Origin of the sequence: Actinomyces sp. 432 (assembly GCF_009930875.1) — a bacterium.
Classification (GTDB): Bacteria; Actinomycetota; Actinomycetes; order Actinomycetales; family Actinomycetaceae; genus Actinomyces.
Genome location: NZ_CP025249.1, coordinates 2600756 through 2620577, shown reverse-complemented (window position 1 = coordinate 2620577; position 19822 = coordinate 2600756). Strand labels below are relative to the sequence as shown.

General features: G+C 65.6%; 16 protein-coding genes. 9 read left to right on the top strand and 7 right to left on the bottom strand.

The genetic code is table 11. From position 1 onward, the window contains the following. The first annotated feature begins 92 nt into the window (after positions 1-92). Positions 93-1571, top strand: a complete 1479-nt coding sequence (locus CWT12_RS10980) for a xylulokinase (RefSeq protein ID WP_161924826.1) — start codon at positions 93-95, stop codon at positions 1569-1571. A gap of 43 nt (positions 1572-1614) precedes the next feature. Here the strand turns inward: CWT12_RS10980 and CWT12_RS10975 are convergent, their stop codons facing one another. From CWT12_RS10975 to CWT12_RS10950, 6 genes are all read right to left on the bottom strand, one after another. Then, positions 1615-3450, bottom strand: coding sequence for a DUF6571 family protein (locus tag CWT12_RS10975; protein ID WP_337247889.1), 1836 nt, complete (start codon positions 3448-3450; stop codon positions 1615-1617). Beyond that, positions 3422-5617, bottom strand: a complete 2196-nt coding sequence (locus CWT12_RS10970) for a DUF6571 family protein (protein WP_161924824.1) — start codon at positions 5615-5617, stop codon at positions 3422-3424. Before CWT12_RS10970 ends, CWT12_RS10975 begins: the two co-directional genes overlap by 29 nt. Continuing rightward, a complete protein-coding gene (locus CWT12_RS10965) occupies positions 5556-5897 on the bottom strand; it encodes a hypothetical protein (RefSeq protein ID WP_161924823.1) in 342 nt (113 codons plus the stop codon). The genes CWT12_RS10970 and CWT12_RS10965 overlap by 62 nt, the downstream gene beginning before the upstream one ends. 90 nt (positions 5898-5987) lie before the next feature. Further along, the gene (locus CWT12_RS14110) at positions 5988-6779 is read right to left on the bottom strand and encodes a hypothetical protein (RefSeq protein ID WP_237564163.1); all 792 of its coding nucleotides are present in this window, start codon (positions 6777-6779) and stop codon (positions 5988-5990) included. A 539-nt stretch (positions 6780-7318) separates the two neighbouring features. After that, positions 7319-7816: a hypothetical protein gene (locus CWT12_RS10955; protein ID WP_161924822.1), complete on the bottom strand. Its 498-nt coding sequence runs from the start codon at positions 7814-7816 to the stop codon at positions 7319-7321. Positions 7817-8604: 788 nt separating this feature from the next. Then, positions 8605-9309 carry a hypothetical protein gene (locus tag CWT12_RS10950; protein WP_161924821.1) on the bottom strand — a complete coding sequence of 235 codons (705 nt, stop codon included), beginning with the start codon at positions 9307-9309 and terminating at the stop codon, positions 8605-8607. A 212-nt stretch (positions 9310-9521) separates the two neighbouring features. On the opposite strand from CWT12_RS10950, the gene chvE reads away from it, so the two are divergent. The 3 genes from chvE to mmsB all read left to right on the top strand — a co-directional run bounded on the left by chvE (position 9522) and on the right by mmsB (position 13533). Further along, complete coding sequence (gene chvE / locus CWT12_RS10945; protein WP_161924820.1) at positions 9522-10646, top strand: multiple monosaccharide ABC transporter substrate-binding protein; 1125 nt, start codon at positions 9522-9524, stop codon at positions 10644-10646. A 77-nt stretch (positions 10647-10723) separates the two neighbouring features. Continuing rightward, positions 10724-12286: a multiple monosaccharide ABC transporter ATP-binding protein gene (mmsA, locus tag CWT12_RS10940; RefSeq protein WP_272927780.1), complete on the top strand. Its 1563-nt coding sequence runs from the start codon at positions 10724-10726 to the stop codon at positions 12284-12286. Continuing rightward, the gene (gene mmsB, locus CWT12_RS10935; protein WP_237564162.1) at positions 12283-13533 is read left to right on the top strand and encodes a multiple monosaccharide ABC transporter permease; all 1251 of its coding nucleotides are present in this window, start codon (positions 12283-12285) and stop codon (positions 13531-13533) included. The genes mmsA and mmsB overlap by 4 nt, the downstream gene beginning before the upstream one ends. A gap of 310 nt (positions 13534-13843) precedes the next feature. Here mmsB and CWT12_RS10930 read toward each other — a convergent pair whose 3' ends face one another. Then, positions 13844-14869, bottom strand: coding sequence for a LacI family DNA-binding transcriptional regulator (locus tag CWT12_RS10930; protein ID WP_161924818.1), 1026 nt, complete (start codon positions 14867-14869; stop codon positions 13844-13846). Positions 14870-15038: 169 nt separating this feature from the next. Between CWT12_RS10930 and CWT12_RS10925 the strand changes: the two genes are divergently transcribed. The 5 genes from CWT12_RS10925 (at position 15039) to CWT12_RS13510 (ending at position 19734) form a co-directional block, all read left to right on the top strand. Next, positions 15039-15968 carry a carbohydrate ABC transporter permease gene (locus CWT12_RS10925; RefSeq protein WP_161924817.1) on the top strand — a complete coding sequence of 310 codons (930 nt, stop codon included), beginning with the start codon at positions 15039-15041 and terminating at the stop codon, positions 15966-15968. A gap of 3 nt (positions 15969-15971) precedes the next feature. Beyond that, a complete protein-coding gene (locus tag CWT12_RS10920) occupies positions 15972-16868 on the top strand; it encodes a carbohydrate ABC transporter permease (protein WP_161924816.1) in 897 nt (298 codons plus the stop codon). A gap of 113 nt (positions 16869-16981) precedes the next feature. Continuing rightward, positions 16982-18334, top strand: a complete 1353-nt coding sequence (locus tag CWT12_RS10915; RefSeq protein WP_161924815.1) for an extracellular solute-binding protein — start codon at positions 16982-16984, stop codon at positions 18332-18334. Positions 18335-18388: 54 nt separating this feature from the next. Next, on the top strand, positions 18389-19360 hold the full coding sequence (locus CWT12_RS10910; protein WP_202616207.1) for an ABC transporter substrate-binding protein: 972 nt from the start codon (positions 18389-18391) through the stop codon (positions 19358-19360). Further along, positions 19336-19734, top strand: a complete 399-nt coding sequence (locus tag CWT12_RS13510; protein WP_202616206.1) for a hypothetical protein — start codon at positions 19336-19338, stop codon at positions 19732-19734. Before CWT12_RS10910 ends, CWT12_RS13510 begins: the two co-directional genes overlap by 25 nt. Positions 19735-19822: the final 88 nt, after the last annotated feature.

Genomic DNA, 19822 nt, shown 5'->3' with positions numbered 1-19822 from the left:
GTACACAATCCAACCGAATCCGAAGATCAATCAGTGGTCGGCCGTGGGCTGGGCAACCGTCCACGGCCGGCCTTCAACGCGGAAGGAAATTCATGCCTCTGGTCGCCGGCGTCGACTCCTCGACGCAGTCCTGCAAGCTAGTTGTCCGTGACGCCGCCACCGGCGCCTTGGTCCGTGAGGCGAAGGCCTCGCACCCGGACGGCTCCGAGGTCCACCCGGACCACTGGTGGGCCGCGCTCAATGAGGTGATCGACGCCGTCGGCGGGCTTGACGACGTCGCCGCCCTGAGCGTGGGCGGCCAGCAGCACGGCATGGTGGTGCTCGACGCCGACGGTGAGGTGATCCGCCCCGCTCTCCTGTGGAACGACACCCGCAGCGCCGGCGCCGCCCGCGACCTGATCCGTGAGCTTGGCGACGGCGATGAGGCGGCCGGGGCCAAGGCCTGGGCCGACGCCGTCGGCTCGGTGCTCGTGGCCTCCCTGACCATCACCAAGCTGCGCTGGCTGGCCGACCACGAGCCCGAGAATGCCGCCCGCATCGCAGCCATCTGCCTGCCGCACGACTGGCTCACCTGGAAGCTGTCCGGCGCCACCTCGCTGGACACCCTGGTCACCGACCGCTCGGACGCCTCGGGCACGGGCTACTTCGACTCCGTGGCCAACAGCTATCGCCGCGACCTGCTCGCGCTCGCCTTGCACCGTAGTGAGGGCGAGGTCGCAGGTATCGTATTGCCGCGCGTAGTCGGCCCACACGAGGAGGCCGGCCGCGGCGGGGTCTTCACCGCGCCGTCTGGCGGCCAGCGGGATCTGAGCCACCTGGTGCTCGGTCCCGGCTGCGGCGACAATGCCGGCGCCGCCCTCGGACTCGGCCTGCGCCCGGGCGCTACCAGCGTGTCCCTGGGTACCTCCGGCGTGGTTGCCGCGGTCTCGGCAACTCCCACTCACGACGCCTCCGGGCTGGTCACCGGTTTTGCCGACGCCACCGGCGCCTTCCTGCCGCTGGCCTGCACGCTGAACGCCGCCCGCATCCTGGATGCCGCCAAGCAGGTGCTGGGAGTCTCGTACGACGAGTTCGACCGGCTCGCATTGTCTGCCGAGCCGGGTGCCGCCGGGCTGGTGCACGTGCCGTACCTGGAGGGGGAGCGCACCCCGAACCTGCCTGAGGCCACTGGCATGCTCACCGGCATGACGCTGACTTCGCTGACTCCCGCGAACTATGCGCGCGCCGCCGTCGAGGGGCTGCTGTGCCTGATGGGGGCCGGCATGGATGCGGTGCGCGGCCAGGGGGTCGAGGTCGACGCCGTCACGCTCGTGGGCGGGGGAGTGAAGTGGGCCTGTGCGCGTGAGCTCGCCCCGGCCGTGCTCGGCGTCCCGGTGGACGTGCCCGAGCCCGGCGAGTACGTAGCCAACGGCGCCGCCAAGCAGGCCGCCTGGGTGCTCGCCGGGGGCGAGGAGCCGCCCACGTGGGAACTCGGCCCGGTTGAGCACCTGACCGCCGCGCCTCAGCCCGAGGTGCGCGCCGCCTATGATGCCGCTGCGGCCATTGTGGCGGAATCGCAGCGGGGCGATTGAACGGTCGGAATGACAGCCTCTTGGCTTATGCGGGCCTGAGCAGTCATGACTCCGCAGCGTAAGCGCTCCCGGATCGGTGACCATGCATGTAGCCGTTGCCGAAGTCGTCGGTGATGTCTTTGAACACGTAGTCTCCGGTAGCTGCTTCCACCATTCGTACCCATGCTGACATCTCACCCGGGGCCATGGTGGGGTCGTCGGCTTTTGATAGGTCGATGGTGTAGGTGCCGTCGGGTCTGGTGACGATCCAGGTGTAGGTCTTACTGCTGTCCCCGGTGATGGTGTAGTCCTCGGGGTCCAGCAGGTCGGCGTTCGCGGCGTCCTGGATGGCCATGGCGAATAGTTGGTTTTCGTCTGTGGTGTGGCCGGTGATGAGGGCGTGGTTGTAGGTGCTGGTGGCAGTTTTGTTCTCGGTGAGGCCGGCGAGGTAGCTGATGGCGTAGACGGCTCGTTGGTAGGGGATGTTGATGGCGTCGACTCTAGGGTCATAGTCATCATTGATGGTGCCGGGTGTGGGGCTGGTGGTGTTGGTGAGGTTGGTTTGTGCTTGGGTGTGTGCGTGACGGGCTAGGGCGTTGGCGATGGTGCTGGTGGTTTCGGGGGTGTCGGTGATGCGCCAGGCCAGGGTGGTGATTGGGGTGGGGTCGACGGGTTCGTAGATGGAGGGCTGGCGTTCGAACCAGATGTCTCCGTAGTCGCAGGTGGAGGTGCTCCAGGACTTGTAGAGGTTGTCCTGGTTCAAGGCGCAGGTGACCTCGGCGGGGCTGTTGGCCAGCAGGTTGGCGATGGCGGTCTCGGTGGCGGGGGTGTACTGGTCCTCGGCGGTGCTGGTGGCCAGATACGTTATGGCTTGGCCGGCGAGCTGGTCGGCCCGGTGCCGGACATCGGTGTTGGTGCTGGTGCGCAGGGTTGTGGCTGCGGCGATGGCGGTGGTGTAGGCGGCTAGGCCGGCCTGGTCCCACTGGCGCTGGGACAGCTGGTCGAAGCGCGACAGATCGGCGGTGTTGGTGAGGTAGTCCAGGGCGGTTTGGGGGTGTGCGGCGATGGCTTCCAGTACTCCGGTCAGGGGGTCGAAGGAGTAGCCGGTCAGGTAGCCGCCGATGGCCCGTTTGCCGAAGTGTGTCAGGTCGGGGTAGCTGGTGTTGGCGTAGCCGCGGTAGCGGTGGATCGTGGCGGGGTCTATGCCCGCCAGCTCGTCGGCCAGGGCGGTCAGGAACCCGGGGGCGAAGCCGCTTTCAGCACCTGTGGCGCTGCCGGCCTCCTTACCGCCGGCGGTGCCGACTGGCTGGGTGGCGGTGGTGTCGGCTTGCGTGCTGGTGGGGGCCGTCAAGATCGCGTTGAGGGCGGTGATGCGCCCCCACTCGCCCTTGCCATCGACGGACTCCTTGATAGTCGTGGCCATGGATTCACAGGTTTCTTCGTCCCAGGTGGTGGATGCCGTCGCGAGGATCCGGCCGAGCAGGTGGGCGAGTGCCTGGCCGTCGGGTACGGCGCCGGCCAGGGGAAGGCCGGCCAGGTTGCCTGGCCCCAGGGCGGTGATGAAGTCATTGGCCCACACCGGATCGCCGGCATGCGGGGCGGCGGCCTGAACCAGGTCCCCCACCCCGACACCCCCGGTGCCGGCGCCGCGGGCCGCGTCCGAGAGCTCCTGCGCCGCCCGCCCACCAGAGGAAACCATGTCCGCGGCATCAGCGGAGACGGAAGTCCCAGACGCCCCCGTCACCGCGCCCGTGCCGGCAGCACACCCCGACAGCACTAGCCCAACAGCCAACACCGCCGCGGACACCCCAAGACGGAGACGGTGCCCAGGACCCCACCCGGGCTGACACAGCCTAGCCACCACGCGTGAGTCAGCCACCGTACTTGCTCCCCTTGTCATAGCCAGACGTGTAACTGCCGTTGAAGTCGTTGGTGATGTCATTGAACACGTAGTCTCCGGTGGCTGCTTCCACCATTCGTACCCATGCGGAGACCTCGCCTGGGGCCATGGTGGGGTCGTCGGCTTTTGATAGGTCGATGGTGTGGGTGCCGTCGGGGTTGGTGACGATCCAGGTGTAGGTCTTACTGCTGTCCCCGGTGATGGTGTAGTCCTCGGGGTTCAGCAGCCCCGCATTAGCCGCATCCTGAATGGCGGCTGCCCGCAGGCCCTTGTCCATTCCGCTTGGAGCGGCGGAATCGACCTGGGCGGCGTCGTACTCCACCACGGGTGCCAGCAGTGTAGCGGCTACAGAGTATCCGGTGGACGCGCCGGCGACCATGGTTGGAGGCCCGCCAACTGCGCCGAATCCGGCACCGGCGACCGTGCTGAGCACGCTGAGCGCGGTCTTGGCGGCCTCACTGTGGTTGTCCGCCGTATTCTGGGCTTTGGAGTTGATGTCGTTTGCCTTCTTGTCCGCAAGCCCCGCAAGATATCCTGCAGCCACGGTCGCCTCATCGTATGCTGTGTTGATGTCAGCGATTTGTGTATCGGGGTCACCGGCGTGATTGGCCGTGTCTTGTTGTGCTCGGTCGTGGGCATATTGTGCGAGTTGGGCGGCTATGGTTGCGGTTGCGTCGCAGGAGTCGGCGACCCGGTATCCCAGGGCATTAAGATCCGCGGCCGTGGCGGCCGGGAATCGGTCATGTGTATTTGGGTCAGTCAGGGCTGAGTCACCGTTCCATGCCGTTGTCAATTCTGCGGGGCAGTTGGCCAGGAGCAGGGCGATGCGGGCCTTTGCGTCGTCGTTGTAGATTTCCTCATCTGTGTTGGCGACCAGATAATGGATGCCGTATCCGGCCACGTTGTCGGCGCGCTTGCGTGTGGTCGGGTCATCTGAGGGACGTTGGCTGGAGGCGGCGGCCAAGGCTGCGGCGAAGCCGGCGAATCCCTGCTCATCCCAGCCGCGCTTGGACAGCTCCTCCACTAGTGTCATGTCAGCCCCGTCGCCGCTCTCGGAGGCCTTGGCCAGATAGTCGAGGGCGGCTTTGGGGTTGTTGCCCATGGCGTCCAGTACGCCGGCGAGGGGATCGAAGGACTGGCCGTCGAGGTAAGGGCCCAGGTCCTTCTTGTCGTAGCGGGCGGTGTAGCCGTCGGTGTTGGGGTCCGTGGCGCGTTCTGCGCGGGATTTGATGGCGTTCCAGTCGATGTCGTCTAGGCTGTTTGCCAGGGCAGTGAGGAAGGCGCTGTTGAACTCCAGATCATTGACATGGTTGGAGTCGGCGTCGTGTCCGCCGAGCATGGCGTTCAGTACGGTAATGCGCCCCCACTCGCCATTGTCATCAACGGACTCCTTGATGGTGGTTGCCATAGACTCGCAGGTCTGGTTGTCCCACGTATTCGAGGCCGAGGCCAGCACAGTGCCAAGCAGCTCAGCCAGCTCCGTGCCGGCCTGCGGCTTCAGGTCATGCTTGCCTGTGTCATCGCTGACGGTGTAGTGCTCCTGGACCTCTAGCGGCAGGCTGGTGAGATTTTCCGGGCCGAGTGCGTTAACCAGTGCGGCCGCATAGGCGGGATCGCCAGAGCGCTCCCGTATGGCTGCGATGACCTGGTCATAGGTGCGACCATTGGATTGAGAACCAGGCGAGCCGTCGATAATGGCTTGCAGATCGTGGGCGTCAATAGTGGCATGCGACCAGGCCGTCAAGTCCGCAACAGTGTTGATGGCGGTGCCGTCCGGGACTTCACAGCTGATGCCCCCGTCGGCGGTCATACTGCCGACGCCGGAGTCGTTGACCGCCACGATCGCGTCTTTGGCCTTCGCCAGTTGGTCGGCCCTGGCGTTGACGGCGCCGATTGCGTTGTTGGCGCTGACTCGGAAGTCGGTAATATCGATGGGGTTATGCTCGTCTGTGCATTTGTTGTTTATGCTGGTTATGGCGGAAGAGCAATCGTCGGCGAAGTCGCGCAGATCCTGGATTGCGGTTGCCAACTTGTCCGGATTCAAATACAATACAGCCATAGTGTGCGGGCCTTTCTCCCTGATTTCCCGGTTACCGGCAGTGCTGTTATTGCTGTTGGCTCTTGTATGGCCAATACGCGTCGGTGTCGGTTTCGTCGATGTCTTCAAGCAGCGAGTTTTTCTCCGCGTTTATCGCGTCCAACAGATCGCTGAAAATCTTGTCGACCGCGTCAATGTCGGTCTCGGTGTCTTCGGCGGAGGTGTTCGCCAGCGGGCCCGTCCAGGTGTCGGACGAATTGATGGCCGAACTGTACTTCTGCCCCGGCGAACGCACCCAGGGCGACAGGTCTAGGAACGGTGAGTTCGTGGAGAATCCAAGTTCTCCGTTCTTTCTTGACGCGTGCTCGCTCAGGCGCTCAAGCGCTTGGCGCTTCAGGTTGGCGACCATTTGATACTCCTTCAGGTTCGTAGATCGAACAGTTGTATTGGATGTTCCGGGGTAGCTGCGAGTGTATGCCTGACCTAAGTGGGCCCTATCTCATGGTTCGGTGGTGGGTCTGGTGTTGAGCGTCTGGATCTCGGCTACCGGGATGGTGGTGGTCGTGCTGGTGGTGTGGGTGTCCATGGTGCCCGAAGCGCCGTCGGTGGCGGTGTAGGAGATCGCGTAGGACACCTTCACATCCACTGGGGTCACGCTGTCCTTGAAGTGCGCACTGGACCGGTTGAACACGATCTTGCAGTCGGTGCCCTTGGCGTCGTTGTCCTCACTCCAGGGGATGCCGAAGCCGGTGCACTTGGCGACCCCGTCCTTGGGCTGAAGGGTGAGCATGGAGGCGGTTGCGGTGATGGTGGCGGTCACGGGTCCGGCGGTGGCGGTGACAGTCACTTCTTTGGGGGTGTCGCCGGTGGCCCAGATCCAGGTGTCCCAACCCACGATCGTGGCCTGCATGTCCCCGACCATGGGGTTGTAGCCGATCGTCGCCGTAGGAATCGTCACCGCATCCCACGCCGCCCGCGCCAACGTCGCCCCATCGATCACCGGTTCTGGGGGTGCCTGGCCCGCGGGCACCCACACCGGCGGATGAGAAGCCACGTAGTCCTGAACCACGTCGTAGAAGTCGCGCGGGTCGTCGTCGGCCATGTATGCCGAGGAGCAGGTTGCCACATACCAGTAGCCCTCCTCATCGTCCGCATACGACTCATAGCCGGAGTAACGCGCCTTCTGCTTCTCCAGCCCCTCCGGGTCGTCGTTGTTGTTATTGCGGTGGAACAGGTCGTACGCGGCGCCATCCGGAGACTCCAGCCACTTCGCGGTCTCTGCGCCCGACATGCCCCGCGTGTACCAGCACACCGGATGCACCGTGGTGGTCACCGACTGCGACCACGCCGTAGCGCCACCACCGGAACCAGCTGAGCCATCCGCAGCCGCCGACACGGACTCCACACTGACCGCTATCGTCACCGAACCATCCCCGCCAGCAGACACCGAACCAGAAGCAGCAGAAGACGAACCAACGCTATTTCGCCCTCCAACTCCTGCGGCATACGAAGGTGCATCAGGACTCAACAGAAGGGAAAGCAGAAGTGAGACAACCATTACGGTGGCGAGCTTGCCGTTATTTTGACTGGTCGCCATGATTCAGACCCAGCACTCGTTTGTGGAGAGCGTTCGTTCGTCGGCAGTACGCCACGTTGCCTCCTCATAGACGAGTGTCACGATTCTTTCGTAGCGCCCTTGAAGTGTTTCGGGATCGGTATTCTCCGTTCCCGATGCGTCATATGAAGTCAGGTCTGCCTGATCGCTACAGACCCTTACTTCAGCCTGCGTGCTGGCCAGATCGGGGGCAGTAACAGCTATAGAGATGATTGCTATACGCAAACCACCACTGACTGTCTCCCCGCAATGGGATCGTAGTGATCTTTGAGGTTCTGATACGCCTCGGGTGTGGTGAGTGGTTCGGCGTTTTCTACGCCGGTGCCGGTGAACCAGATGTCCCAGGTCACCTGGTCGTAGTTGACGAAGGCCTTGAGCACCTCGGTCTGCTGCTCATCCAGGTCCTCGGGTATGGAGGTGACTTCGTAGCGGTCGGTGGACAGCGACTCCGCCGTCACCACACCAGCAGCCTCCGCAGAAGCCGCGGCCGACGCAGATGCCTGGGCCGCTGCGGCCGACTCCGAGGCCCTGGCCGAGGCAGCCGCCTCCGGATCATAGGCCGGCACCCCCGAGGCACCACCGCCAGGGTCCTGCGAGCACGCAACCACCGGCGCGCAAGCCAGCAGCAGCGCCGCAGCACCCGCAGCGGTGCGGCGTAGCCCGGACGAGCCGAGCCCGGATGAGCCGGTCGGGAAACTCAGGAAATGATGCATGGGCAGCTCCTCGCATGTACTGGCCAACGTAAGGGCAACGTCATCAGGACGTTACAAAGCCTCGCACGCCCCCGGCGTGTGCGCAACCCGACCGGGGCCGCCGGAGGCGGGCTTCAGCGCCTCCGCTGTCCCTGTGCGTGAGCGCCGGCGCCCCTGCCGGGCCGTTGCCGTCAAGCCAAACGTACTAGTCGGCCAACCAAATGGGGCGTCGGGCCCGCGCCCGTGCTCCCGAAAAGAGGGAGCCTCACGCAGGACGAGGGGACCTCATGCAGGACTTGCCGTGCAGGCCGCCACCATCCACCAGCTCCGAGGAACAGGGCACCACGCACCAGTAGCCCTCGACACCGTCCACACAGGACCCACAGTCGGAGCAACGCGTCTTCTACTCCTCCAGCCCCTCCGAGTCGTCGTTGTTGTTATTGCGGCCGAACAGGCCGAACAGCGGCGCCATCCGGAGACTCCAGCCACTTCGCCTTCTCCGCGCCAGCACTACTCTGCGTGTACCAGCACACCGGATGCACCGTGGTGGTCACCGACTGCGACCACGACACCGCCCCACCACCAGAACCGGAACCAGACCCGTCTGGAGCCGCCGACACAGACTCCACACTGACCGCCATCGTCACCGAACCATCCCCACCCTGCACCACCGAGCCAGAAGACGAAGTACCAGTAGCGTCGTCATCCAGCTCGAAGGTCCAGGCTAGAGCTGCGGTTACGAGTGGAGTTACCAGCAGGAGTGCCGCGCTCAGGGCGGCGAAAAGCTTTCGAGACCTCTGTCGCATGGTTCACACCGTGCACTCGTTGATCGACAGGCGTTCCTCGGCGGCTTCCTTCCAGGTGCCGTCCTCGTACACCATGGTGACGCGGATATTGCGCCGCACCTGCAGAGTCTCGGGATCGCTGATGTCATTGCCGTCAGCGTCATAGTCGACCAGGTCGGTCTGGTCGTCACAGACCTCGACCATCGCTCTTGGCGGCACAGCATCCGGCGCCGTCAAGTACACCGAGGTCACTGCGACCCTCACCGTACCGTCGGTCCTGCCTGCGGCGTTTTCTTCAAAGTAGTCCGTAAACGCCTGGTACTCCTCCGCGGTCATGAGGGGTTGGGCGTCCTCGATGCCGGTGCGGGTGAACCAGATGTTCCAGGTGACCTGGTCGTAGTGGACGAAGGCCCTCAGGACCTCGGTCTGCGGCTCGTCCAGGTCCTCGGGGATCGATGTGATCACATGCCGCTCCGTGGACAGCGACTCCGCCGTCACCACACCAGCAGCCTCCGCCGAGGCCGCGGCGGAGGCGGACGCCGCCGCCGCAGCAGCCGACTCCGAGGCCTTGGCCGAGGCCATTGCCTCGGGGTCGAAGGTACCGATACCCAAGGGGTTGTCGTCCGAGTCGGAGGAGCACGCCACCAAAGGCCCACACGCCAGCAGCAACGCCGCCATGGACGTCACTACGCGGCGGCAAGGCGAGGGCTTAGCTGGAAAGTGACGCACTAGAAACTCCTCGGTCGTAGTTGGTGTGTCATCAGGATGTTACCCAGTTTGGTGCCCAGCAATGAGTCCCGTGAGGACTGTGTCGCGCGGCGGTGGTGCGGTGCGCGGAGGCGCAACGCTGCCACACGCTTGTCACGACACCGTATAAGTGGTAGCGTGCAACTAAATGGATCGCAGGATCCATACCCCACCCCCGAGGCGAGGAGGCCTCAATGCAGGATTTGTCGCGCAGGTCGTTTATTGCGGGAGGCTCCGTCGCGGCGGCGACAGTGTTGCTGGCGGCGTGCACCGCGGAGCGAACGGCCGACTACTACGGCGACGTCGGCGGCGGCGATGGCGCCCTGATTGGCGTCTCCATGCCGACCAAGAACCTGGAGCGTTGGAGTCGCGACGGTGAGAACCTCAAGTCTCTCCTTGAGGGCCTTGGCTACACCGTCGAGCTCCAGTTCGCCGACAACAAGGTCGAGCAGCAGAACTCCCAGATCCAGACGATGATCAATAAGTCCCCGGCGGTGATCGTCGTCGGCTCCATCGACGGCTCCGCGCTCGGGCCCGTGCTGCAGAGTGCCGCCGGACTCGGGATCAAGATCATCGCCTACGACCGTCTCATCCGCGATACCGAGGCGGTTGACTACTACGTCACCTTCGACAACTACAACGTCGGTGCCATGCAGGGGCAGTACATCGTGGACGCCCTCGACCTGGAGAACGCCTCCGGCCCCTTCAACTTCGAGCCCTTCGCAGGCTCCCCGGATGACAACAACGCCCGCTTCTTCTTCGAGGGCGCCTGGGACGTGCTGAGCCCCTACATTGAGTCGGGCAAGCTGGTATGCCCCTCGGGCAAGCTGCCCTCCAGCGTGGACGACTGGCAGTCCATCGGTATCCAGGCGTGGTCCAACACCACCGCTCAGTCGGAGATGGAGAACCGGCTCAACTCCTTCTACTCCACCACCAGGCGCGTCGACGTGATCCTGTCCCCTAATGACGCCATTGCACTGGGAATCGGCCAGGCCCTGGCGTCCGCCGGGTACAACGATGACAACTGGCCGGTCCTCACCGGCCAGGACGCCGACCAGGCCAACGTGGCGAACATTGTGAAGGGCCGCCAGTCGATGACGGTCTTCAAGGATACCCGCCTGCTCGGGGAACGCTGCGCCACCATGGTCGACCAGATCGCCCAGGGGCAGGAGGTCGAGGTCAACGACACCGAGTCCTACGACAACGGCCAACTGGTAGTGCCCTCCTACCTGCTTGACCCGGTAACCGTAGACGCCGGAAACGTCCGCGAGATCCTAGTCGACTCCGGCTACTACTCCGCCGGCGAGGTGGGGCTGTAATGGCGGCCGACCCCAAGAACCCGCGCGCCTCCGCGCCCGCGCAGGAAGTAGCGTCGTCCGCGGACATCATCCTCGAGATGCGGCACATCACCAAGCCCTTCGGCGACTTCAAGGCCCTGGACGACGTCAACCTGGAGGTCCGCCGCGGTGAGATCCTGGCCATCTGCGGAGAAAACGGCGCCGGCAAGTCCACCCTGATGAATGTGCTCTCCGGGGTGTGGCCCCGCGGCACCTACGACGGCGACATCGTCTACGACGGCGAGGTCCGCCAGTTCCGCTCCATCCGCGACTCCGAGGCCGTCGGCATCGTCATCATCCACCAGGAGCTGGCCCTCAGCCCCTACCTGTCCGTGGCCGAGAACATCTTCATGGGCAATGAGAAGTCCCGCCGGGGCGTCATCGACTGGGACGCGACCAATGAGGCGGCCGCCGAACTGCTGCGGGAAGTCGGCCTGAACATCCGCCCGCAGACGCGCGTGGCGGACCTCGGCGTCGGCCAGCAGCAGCTGGTGGAGATCGCCAAGGCCCTGTCCAAGGACGTGCGCCTGCTCATCCTGGACGAGCCCACCGCCGCTCTCAACGACGACGACTCCGCCCACCTGCTCGACCTCATGTGGGGGCTGCGGGAGCGCGGCATAACCATGGTGATGATCTCCCACAAGCTGGCGGAGGTGGCCGGCGTCGCCGACCGTACTACCATCATCCGTGACGGCCGCACCGTCGGCACGGCCCCGCTGCACGGGGAAGGCACCATCGGCGAGGACGAGATCATCCGCCTCATGGTGGGGCGCGAGCTGTCCAGTCGCTTCCCCGAGCACACTCCGCATGTGGGGGAGGAGGTGCTGCGGATCGAGCACTGGACCGCTCACCACCCCATCGACACCGCCCGCGCCGTCGTCGACGACGCCGCCCTGAGCCTGCGCCGCGGAGAGATCGTCGGCCTCGCCGGGCTCATGGGGGCCGGCCGCACGGAACTGGCCATGAGCCTGTTCGGGCGCTCCTGGGGTACCAACATCTCCGGGCTCGTCTACAAGGACGGCAAGGAGATCTCCACCGCCACCGTGCGGCAGGCCATCGACAACGGCCTGGCCTACGTCACCGAGGACCGCAAGGTACTCGGCCTGAACCTCATCCAGGACGTCAAGACCAACACCACGGCCGCCGCCCTGAACAAGGTCTCCTCCCGCGGCATCGTCGACGACGCCGCGGAGGAGGAGGTGGCCGAGCGCTACCGGCGCGAGCTGCGCACCAAAACGGAGTCGCTCGCCACCCCGGTCGGCTCCCTGTCCGGAGGCAACCAGCAGAAGGTCGTCCTGGCCAAGTGGATGTTCTCAGACCCCGACGTCCTCATCCTCGACGAGCCGACCCGTGGCATCGACGTCGGAGCCAAATACGAGATCTACCAAATCATCAACCAACTGGCCGATTCCGGAAAGGCCATCCTCGTCATCTCCTCCGAGCTTCCCGAGCTGCTGGGGATATGCGATCGCGTCTACACGATGAGCCAAGGCCGGATTACGGGGCAAATGCCCCGGGCCGAGGCCACCCAGGAGAACCTCATGAAGCTAATGACCATTGAGAAGGACGCCGCCGGCCAAGGGCCCGCGCCGAGCACGGAACAGGAAGGAGCGGGGCAGTGAGCCAGCCAACCGACATTACGAGCGTGGAGCGCGGGGCTGAGCGCGCCTCCGGGCGCGGGCAGGGCACGCCCACTGCCGGGGCGAGGCTGCGCGATTCCCTTGGCCGCAACCTGCGCCAGTACGGGATCCTGGCCGCGCTGGTGGCGATCATCGTCTTCTTCCAAGTCCTGACCGGTGGGCTGCTGCTGGCGCCCAACAACGTTGCCAGCCTCATCCAGCAGAACGCCTACGTGATGATCCTGGCGGTCGGCATGGTCATGATCATCATCGCCCGGCACATCGACCTGTCGGTCGGTTCGATCGTCGGATTCGTGGGCGGCGTCATCGGCCTGCTGGTAGTCAACTCCGGGGTGCCGTGGCCGGTGGCGGTGCTGGTGGCGATCGTGATCGGCCTGCTCATCGGCTGCTGGCAGGGCTTCTGGGTGGCGATCATGGAGATCCCCGCCTTCATCGTGACCCTGGGTAGCATGCTCATCTTCCGCGGGCTCACCGTGGTCCTGGTCCAGCGCACCGTCTCCGGGCTGCCGCCCGCATTTGTCAGCATCGCCAACGGTTCGCTGCCCGCCTGGCTGGGATACCTGAAGAACTATGACGGCGTAACCATCCTCATCGGTCTGCTGGCCATTGCGGGACTGGTGCTCACCCAGCTGCGGGCAAGGCGCCGCAATCGTGCCGCAGGACGAGCCGTTGACCCGGCCGGAGTGGTGGCGGCGCGCCTGCTCGTATTTGCTGCCGCCATCGGCTTCTTCACCATGCTGCTGGCCTACTCCGCCGGCGGTACGCCGATCGTCCTGGTGATCGTGGGCGCGGTAATCCTCATCTACTCCTTCGTGATGAACAAGAGCGTGTTTGGGCGTCACATATACGCTGTCGGCGGCAACCTCAAGGCAGCCCGCCTGTCCGGCGTGAACGTCAGGCGTGTGGACTTCCTGGTGTTCGTGAACATGGGCTTCCTGGCCTCGCTGGCAGCCATCGTGACCACCTCGCGCGCCGGGGCGGCGGTCTCCACCGCCGGCAACCTGTATGAGATGGACGCCATTGCTGCCGCCTACATCGGCGGAGCCGCAGTATCCGGTGGCGTGGGCCGGGTGTCCGGCGCCATCATCGGTGCGCTGATTATGGGCGTGCTCAACATGGGGCTGTCCATCATGGCCGTGGACTCCGCCTGGCAGCAGGCCATCAAGGGCCTGGTGCTGGTGCTTGCCGTGGCGGTGGACATCGTCGGCAAGCGCCGTAGCACCGCCTGACGCACATTGGCCGGGAAAGTGTCCATCTCTCACCACTTTGGTTCGCGGCTTGTCACCGCGTACCGTCGGCCATGGCCGCTGACCTGGGAAAACAGGAAGGGGCGCGGCTGCCCGCGGAGCCCCAACAGGTCAAAGTGGCGAGAGATGGACACTTTTTCCGAATGCGGGGCGAGAGTTGCAGGTGGTCGGCTCGGTCTCAGCGTCGACCACGGCCGACCGCGGCTGATCATGGCCGTTCATGGGGCTGATCGCGGCTGGTCGTGGTGGGCCGTGGGGCTGACCGTGTGGCCGACCGTGGTCGCTCGCGGCTTCACGATCGCTGCGGAGGCGCCGTGGAGGCGCGCACCACAAGCGAGGTCGGCACCAGCTCCTGGCCGGTCTCGGCCACGCCAGTGCTCATCATTCGCACCAGGCGGGCCATGCAGGCCCGTCCCATGCCGGTGAAGTCCTGATGCACCGTGGTCAGTGGGGGAGCGAAGTCGGCGGCCAGGGGGATGTCGTCAAAGCCCACCACGGACAGGTCCTCCGGGACACGTCGGCCCAGGTCCTGCGCGGCGTGCAGCAGACCGAGCGACATCTCGTCGTTCGCGCAGAATACGGCGGTACAGGTCGGGTCCTCCAACAGCGTGCGGGCGGCGCGGTAACCGGAGCCGGCCGACCAGTCCCCGTGCGCGGGCTCGGGCACGCGCCGCCCGGCCTCTGAGAGCACTTCGCGCCAGGCGCGCTCGCGGCGCTGCGCGGAGTAGGAGTGGGCGGGACCGGTGATGTGGTGGACCGTCTCGTGCCCGAGCGCCAGAAGATGCTCCACGGCGCTACGGGTTCCGGCGGCCTGGTCGGTGTCGACCACCGCGTGATCGGGACCCAGGGCGGAGTCGACCACGACCAGGTGCTCGACGTCCGGGATCGTCAAGGAGGCGGTCTCGGAGTCCTCAGGCATTGACTCCAGCACCAGGATGACCCCATCGACCAATAGTTCCTGCAGGCGGTCAAAGGCGCCTGAGACCGAGGCGGTGGTGCGGGCTTGCGGGGCCATGAGGGTGACGGTGTACCCATGGGCCGAGGCGGACTCGGAGATTGCGGCCAGGGTGGAGGTATTGCCCGTGGCGGTCAGGTCGAACATGACGACGCCGATGTTGTGGAAGCTGCCGCGCTTGAGTGCGCGGGCGGCGGCATTGGGGCGGTAACCGAGCTCGCGCATGGCTGCTACCACCCGCTCGCGGGTCTCGGGCACTACTCCCTGGTAGCCGTTGGACACGCGTGAGACCGTCTGTGCGGAGACGCCGGCCAGCCGCGCGACATCCGCCATGGAGACCTGATGACGACGCCGGGCTGACATGGGAACCTCCTGACGCAGTGGGCCGCGGCCGTGTTGACAGTGCCTTAACGATGTGCCACGCTAACACTCGTTAACAATGTTTGCGCAACCATCCGCGTAGTTGCTGCTGTTGGCGTAAACATTTCACGTGCACTTCAACTCCCCTCAGTGCAGAGACGGAAGGACAAGGATGTCGGCGATTCCCGTCCCGGCGGGCGCACCCGCTGCCGCACAACACAAAACGGTGCCCGAGCGGCGCCCGAAGCGCCGCTGGACCGGCTGGGGCTTCGTGGGCCCCTTCATGACGGTGTTCGCCTTCGTCTTCCTGGCGCCGATCCTCTACTCGATCTACCTGAGCCTGTTCCAGAAGCGGATGGTTGGCGGCAACCAGTTCGTCGGCCTGGACAACTACACCCAGCTCCTGGCGGACCCGCAGTTCTGGGAGGCATTCCGCCGCGTGGCCCTGTTCCTGGTCATCCAGGTGCCGATCATGCTCACCCTGTCACTACTGGCCGCGCTGGCGATCGACTCCCTGAAGCTTTACGGCACGGCCTTCTTCCGCATCTCCATCTTCATGCCCTACGCAGTCCCCGCGGTGGTCGCCGCCCTGATGTGGGGCTTCATTTACGGCAACCGGTTCGGGCTGGTCGGCTCGCTGTCCGACCTGCTGGGCGTCAGCATCCCCGATCCGTTGGGCGCCAACGTGATCCTGGTGTCGATCGGCAACATCGTCACCTGGGAGTTCGTCGGCTACAACATGCTGATCTTCTACTCCTCGCTGAAGACCATCCCGCACAGCCTGTACGAGGCTGCGGCCATTGACGGCGCCAGCGAGTGGCGCATCATCACCGCCATCAAGATTCCCGCCCTGCGCGGCGCCCTGGGAATCGCCACGATCTTCTCGATCATCGGCTCGTTCCAGCTGTTCAACGAGCCCTCGATCCTCCAGAGCCTGGCACCCAACGCGATTACCACCTACTACACGCCGAACTACTACGCCTACAACCTGTCCTTCGCGGGCCAGCAGTACAACTACTCGGCCACAGTCGCCATCGTCATGGGGCTGATCACCATGGCGGTGGCCTACCTAGTCCAGCTGCGCGGGAACCGGGAGAACTGAGCCATGAGCAAGAAGACCGCCAACGCCGCCGTTGCACACCGCGGCTACAACGTCGAGAACCCGCGCAAGAGCTGGCTGCTGACGCTCGTGATGGGCCTGATGCTGATCTACACCTACCTGCCGCTGCTGTGGCTGTTCATCTCCTCCACCAAGACCCAGGGTGACCTCTTCTCCACCTTCGGGCTGTGGTTCGGGCACGACTTCGCCCTGTGGGACAACATCCGCGAGACGCTGACCTATAACGATGGCCAGTTCGTGCGCTGGTTCCTGAACACGCTGATGTACGTAGTCCTGGGCGCCGGCGGCTCCGTGCTGCTCTCGGTGCTGGCCGGGTACGGCCTGGCCAAGTTCGACTTCCCCGGCAAGAACGCCGTATTCGCCATTGTCATCGGCGCCGTCGCGGTCCCCGGAACCGCGCTCGCGGTCCCGACCTTCCTCATGTTCGCCAAGCTGGGCCTGACCAACACTCCCTGGTCGGTGATCATCCCCTCGCTGATCTCACCCTTCGGCCTGTACCTGATGTGGCAGTTCACCCGCGACGCCGTTCCCACCGAGCTGCTTGAGGCCGCCCGTATCGACGGCGCGAGCGAGTTTCGTACCTTCCGCCAGGTGGCCCTGCCGCTGCTCGGCCCCGGCATCGTGACGGTGGCCCTGTTCGCGATCGTGGCCACCTGGAACAACTACTTCCTGCCGCTGATCATGCTCAAGGACGCCAGCTGGTATCCGCTCACCATCGGCCTGAACGCCTGGAACGCGCAGGCCGCCACCGCCGGCGGACAGGCGATCTTCAACCTGGTCATCACCGCGTCCCTGCTAACCATTATTCCGCTGATCGCCGCCTTCCTCAGCCTGCAGCGCTTCTGGCAGGCGGGCCTCGCCTCCGGCGGCGTCAAGGAATGACGCCGCCGCTCCCAGTCCCCTTAGCCGGACACCTGCGTCCTTCGGCTACGTCAACTCCCAACTCAAACACTCCCACCAGCACCGCAAGGGTGCGAACTGGAAAGGAAACCACCATGACGATTGATCGTCGCATGTTCCTGCGTGCCACCTCCGCCGTTGCGGTTGCCGGCGCCGCTTCGGCGGTCCTGGCCGCCTGCGGCTCGGGCTCCTCGCCCTCTGACGGTGCTGCCGCGGCCGATCCCTCCGCCGCCGCATCGGCCGCCGAGGCCGGTGGCGAGCTGCTCGTGTGGGCCTGGGACAACACCATCGAGCCCTGCGCACAGGCCTTCATGGAGAAGTACCCGAACGTGAAGGTCACCGTGACCAACGTCGGCACCTCCGCCGACCAGTACACCTCCCTCCAGAACGCCATCTCCGCCGGCAAGGGCGGCCCAGACGTCGCGCAGATCGAGTACTACGCCCTGCAGCAGTTCTCCATCTCCGAGTCCCTGGCGGATTTGACCCAGTTCGGCGCCGCCGACTACGAGGGCACCTTCACCGAGGGGCCGTGGAGCTCCGTGCACACCGGTGAGGGCGTCTACGGCCTGCCCCTGGACTCCGGCCCGATGGCGATGTTCTACAACGAGGAGGTCTTCAACGAGCTCGGCGTCGATGTTCCTACCACCTGGGAGGAGTACCTGGACGCCGCCCGCAAGATCCACGAGGCCGACCCCAGCAAGTACATCGCCAATGACACCGGTGATGCGGGCTCGACCCTGTCCGGACTGTGGCAGGCGGGCGCCCAGCCGTACGCGGTTGACGGCACCGACGTCACTATCGACTTCTCCGGCGCCGAGGCGGAGAAGTACTCCGAGCTGCAGACCACCCTGATCAAGGAGGGGCTGCTCGCTCCGATCTCCGGCTGGACCGACGAGTGGTTCCAGGCCCTGGGCGACGGCACCATCGCCACGCTGATCACCGGTGCCTGGATGCCCGGCAACTTCACCTCCTCCGTGCCGAACGCCTCCGGCAAGTGGCGCGTCGCCGCCCAGCCCCGGTGGGACGCCGACACCCCCGCCTGCGCGGAGAACGGCGGTTCCTCCCTGGCGGTCATGGCGGCCTCCGACAAGCAGGCACTGGCCTACTCCTTCGTCGAGTTCTGCTCCGCCCAGGACGGCATCCAGATCCGCATCGACGGCGGCGCCTTCCCCTCCACGACGGCGGAGCTCGACTCCGCGGAGTTCCTCGGCAAGGAGTTCGAGTACTTCGGCGGTCAGAAGGCCAATGAGGTCCTGTCCCAGGCCGCCAAGGACGTGCTGCCCGGCTGGACCTACCTGCCCTTCCAGGTCTACGCCAACTCCATCTTCAACGACCACGTGGGCAAGGCCTACACGAGTAATGGCTCCACCACCATCGCCGAGGGACTGGCGGCCTGGCAGGAGGCCTGCATCACCTACGGAAACCAGCAGGGCTTCACGGTCTCCTGACCGCGGCACCACCTATCGCGAAGCCTGACCCCGATCATGAGAAGAGACTTCACCATGACTGCTAATCTCACCCGCCGCAGCGCGCTGTCGGCGCTCGGCGCCTCCGCGCTGGCCCTCACCCTCGCCGCCTGCTCCGGTTCCGGGGACGACTCCAAGCCCGCTGCCGAAGTCGATCCGTCGGCGGCAGCGGCCGCCGCCGAGGCCGGTGGCGAACTGCTTGTGTGGTCCTGGGAGCCCACCCTGACCGACGTCGTAGCCGAGTACCAGCGGGCCTTCCCGAACGTGAGGGTGGAGCTGGTAAACGCCGGCACCGGCACCGAGCAGTACACGGCGCTGCAAAACGCCGTCTCCGCCGGGTCGGGTATCCCGGACGTCGCGCAGATCGAGTACTACGCCTTGCCGCAGTTCTCCCTGGCCGAGTCGCTGGCAGACCTGACCCAGTTCGGCGCCGCCGACCTGGCCGCCTCCTACTCCGCCGGCCCCTGGGCGGCGGTCGCCTCAGGCAGTGGGATTTTTGGCCTCCCCATGGACTCCGGCCCGGTGGCACTGTTCTACAACGAGGAGGTCTTCAACGCGGCGGGTGTCCAGGTACCTACCACCTGGGAGGAGTACCTCGACGCCGCCCGCGCCATTCATGCTGCCGACCCCAAGCAGTACATCGCCAATGACATCGGTGACGCGGTCAAGACGCTGTCGCTGCTGTGGCAGGCCGGCTCCCGCCCCTACATGGTGGACGGCACTACCGTCGGCATCGACTTCAGCGAGGAGAGCTCGCAGAAGTACGCCGAGCTGTGGACCACGCTGATCGAGGAGGAACTGCTCTACCCGTGCGCGGACTGGTCCGATGAGTGGTACCGGGGCCTGGGCGACGGCACCATCGCCTCCCTCGCCATGGGGGCATGGATGCCGGCCTCCTTCGTCGGCGGCGTTGAGGCCGGGGCCGGCAAGTGGCGGGTGGCGCCGCTGCCGGCCTGGAAGGCGGGGAGACCGCATCCTCGGAGATGGGCGGGTCCTCGCTGGCGGTAACCGCCGCCAGCAGCAAGCAGGCCCTGGCCTACCACTTCATCGAGTACGCCAACGCCGAGGCCGGCGTCGCCAGCCGAATCGCCAACGGTGCCTTCCCGGCCACTACCGCGGACCTGACCAGCGAGGAATTCCTGGGCGCTGAGTTCGAGTACTTCGGCGGGCAGAAGGCCAACGAGGTCTTCGCCGAGTCCGCCGCGGCCGTCACCGACGGCTGGTCCTTCCTGCCCTTCCAGGCCTACGCCAACTCCATCTTCAACGACTCCGTCGGCAAGGCCTACGAGTCCAAGGGCGCCACCTCGGTCGCCGATGGACTGTCCGCCTGGCAACAGGCCTGCATCACCTACGGCAACCAGCAGGGTTTCACAGTCTCCTGACCTGCCTGGCGGCGACGCGCTGCGGGACGACGGCCCAGGCCGCATTCCCGGCGCGTCGCCGCGCACTTAAAACCGACCGGCTCACGAC

Coding starts and splice junctions, on each gene's coding strand:
- CWT12_RS10980 (WP_161924826.1), top strand. CDS start 93: ATGCCTCTGGTCGCCGGCGTCGACTCCTCGACGCAGTCCTGCAAGCTA.
- CWT12_RS10975 (WP_337247889.1), bottom strand. CDS start 3,450: ATGACAAGGGGAGCAAGTACGGTGGCTGACTCACGCGTGGTGGCTAGG.
- CWT12_RS10965 (WP_161924823.1), bottom strand. CDS start 5,897: ATGGTCGCCAACCTGAAGCGCCAAGCGCTTGAGCGCCTGAGCGAGCAC.
- CWT12_RS14110 (WP_237564163.1), bottom strand. CDS start 6,779: ATGTCGGGCGCAGAGACCGCGAAGTGGCTGGAGTCTCCGGATGGCGCC.
- CWT12_RS10955 (WP_161924822.1), bottom strand. CDS start 7,816: ATGCATCATTTCCTGAGTTTCCCGACCGGCTCATCCGGGCTCGGCTCG.
- chvE (WP_161924820.1), top strand. CDS start 9,522: ATGCAGGATTTGTCGCGCAGGTCGTTTATTGCGGGAGGCTCCGTCGCG.
- mmsA (WP_272927780.1), top strand. CDS start 10,724: ATGCGGCACATCACCAAGCCCTTCGGCGACTTCAAGGCCCTGGACGAC.
- CWT12_RS10930 (WP_161924818.1), bottom strand. CDS start 14,869: ATGTCAGCCCGGCGTCGTCATCAGGTCTCCATGGCGGATGTCGCGCGG.
- CWT12_RS10925 (WP_161924817.1), top strand. CDS start 15,039: ATGTCGGCGATTCCCGTCCCGGCGGGCGCACCCGCTGCCGCACAACAC.
- CWT12_RS10920 (WP_161924816.1), top strand. CDS start 15,972: ATGAGCAAGAAGACCGCCAACGCCGCCGTTGCACACCGCGGCTACAAC.
- CWT12_RS10915 (WP_161924815.1), top strand. CDS start 16,982: ATGACGATTGATCGTCGCATGTTCCTGCGTGCCACCTCCGCCGTTGCG.
- CWT12_RS10910 (WP_202616207.1), top strand. CDS start 18,389: ATGACTGCTAATCTCACCCGCCGCAGCGCGCTGTCGGCGCTCGGCGCC.
- CWT12_RS13510 (WP_202616206.1), top strand. CDS start 19,336: ATGGGCGGGTCCTCGCTGGCGGTAACCGCCGCCAGCAGCAAGCAGGCC.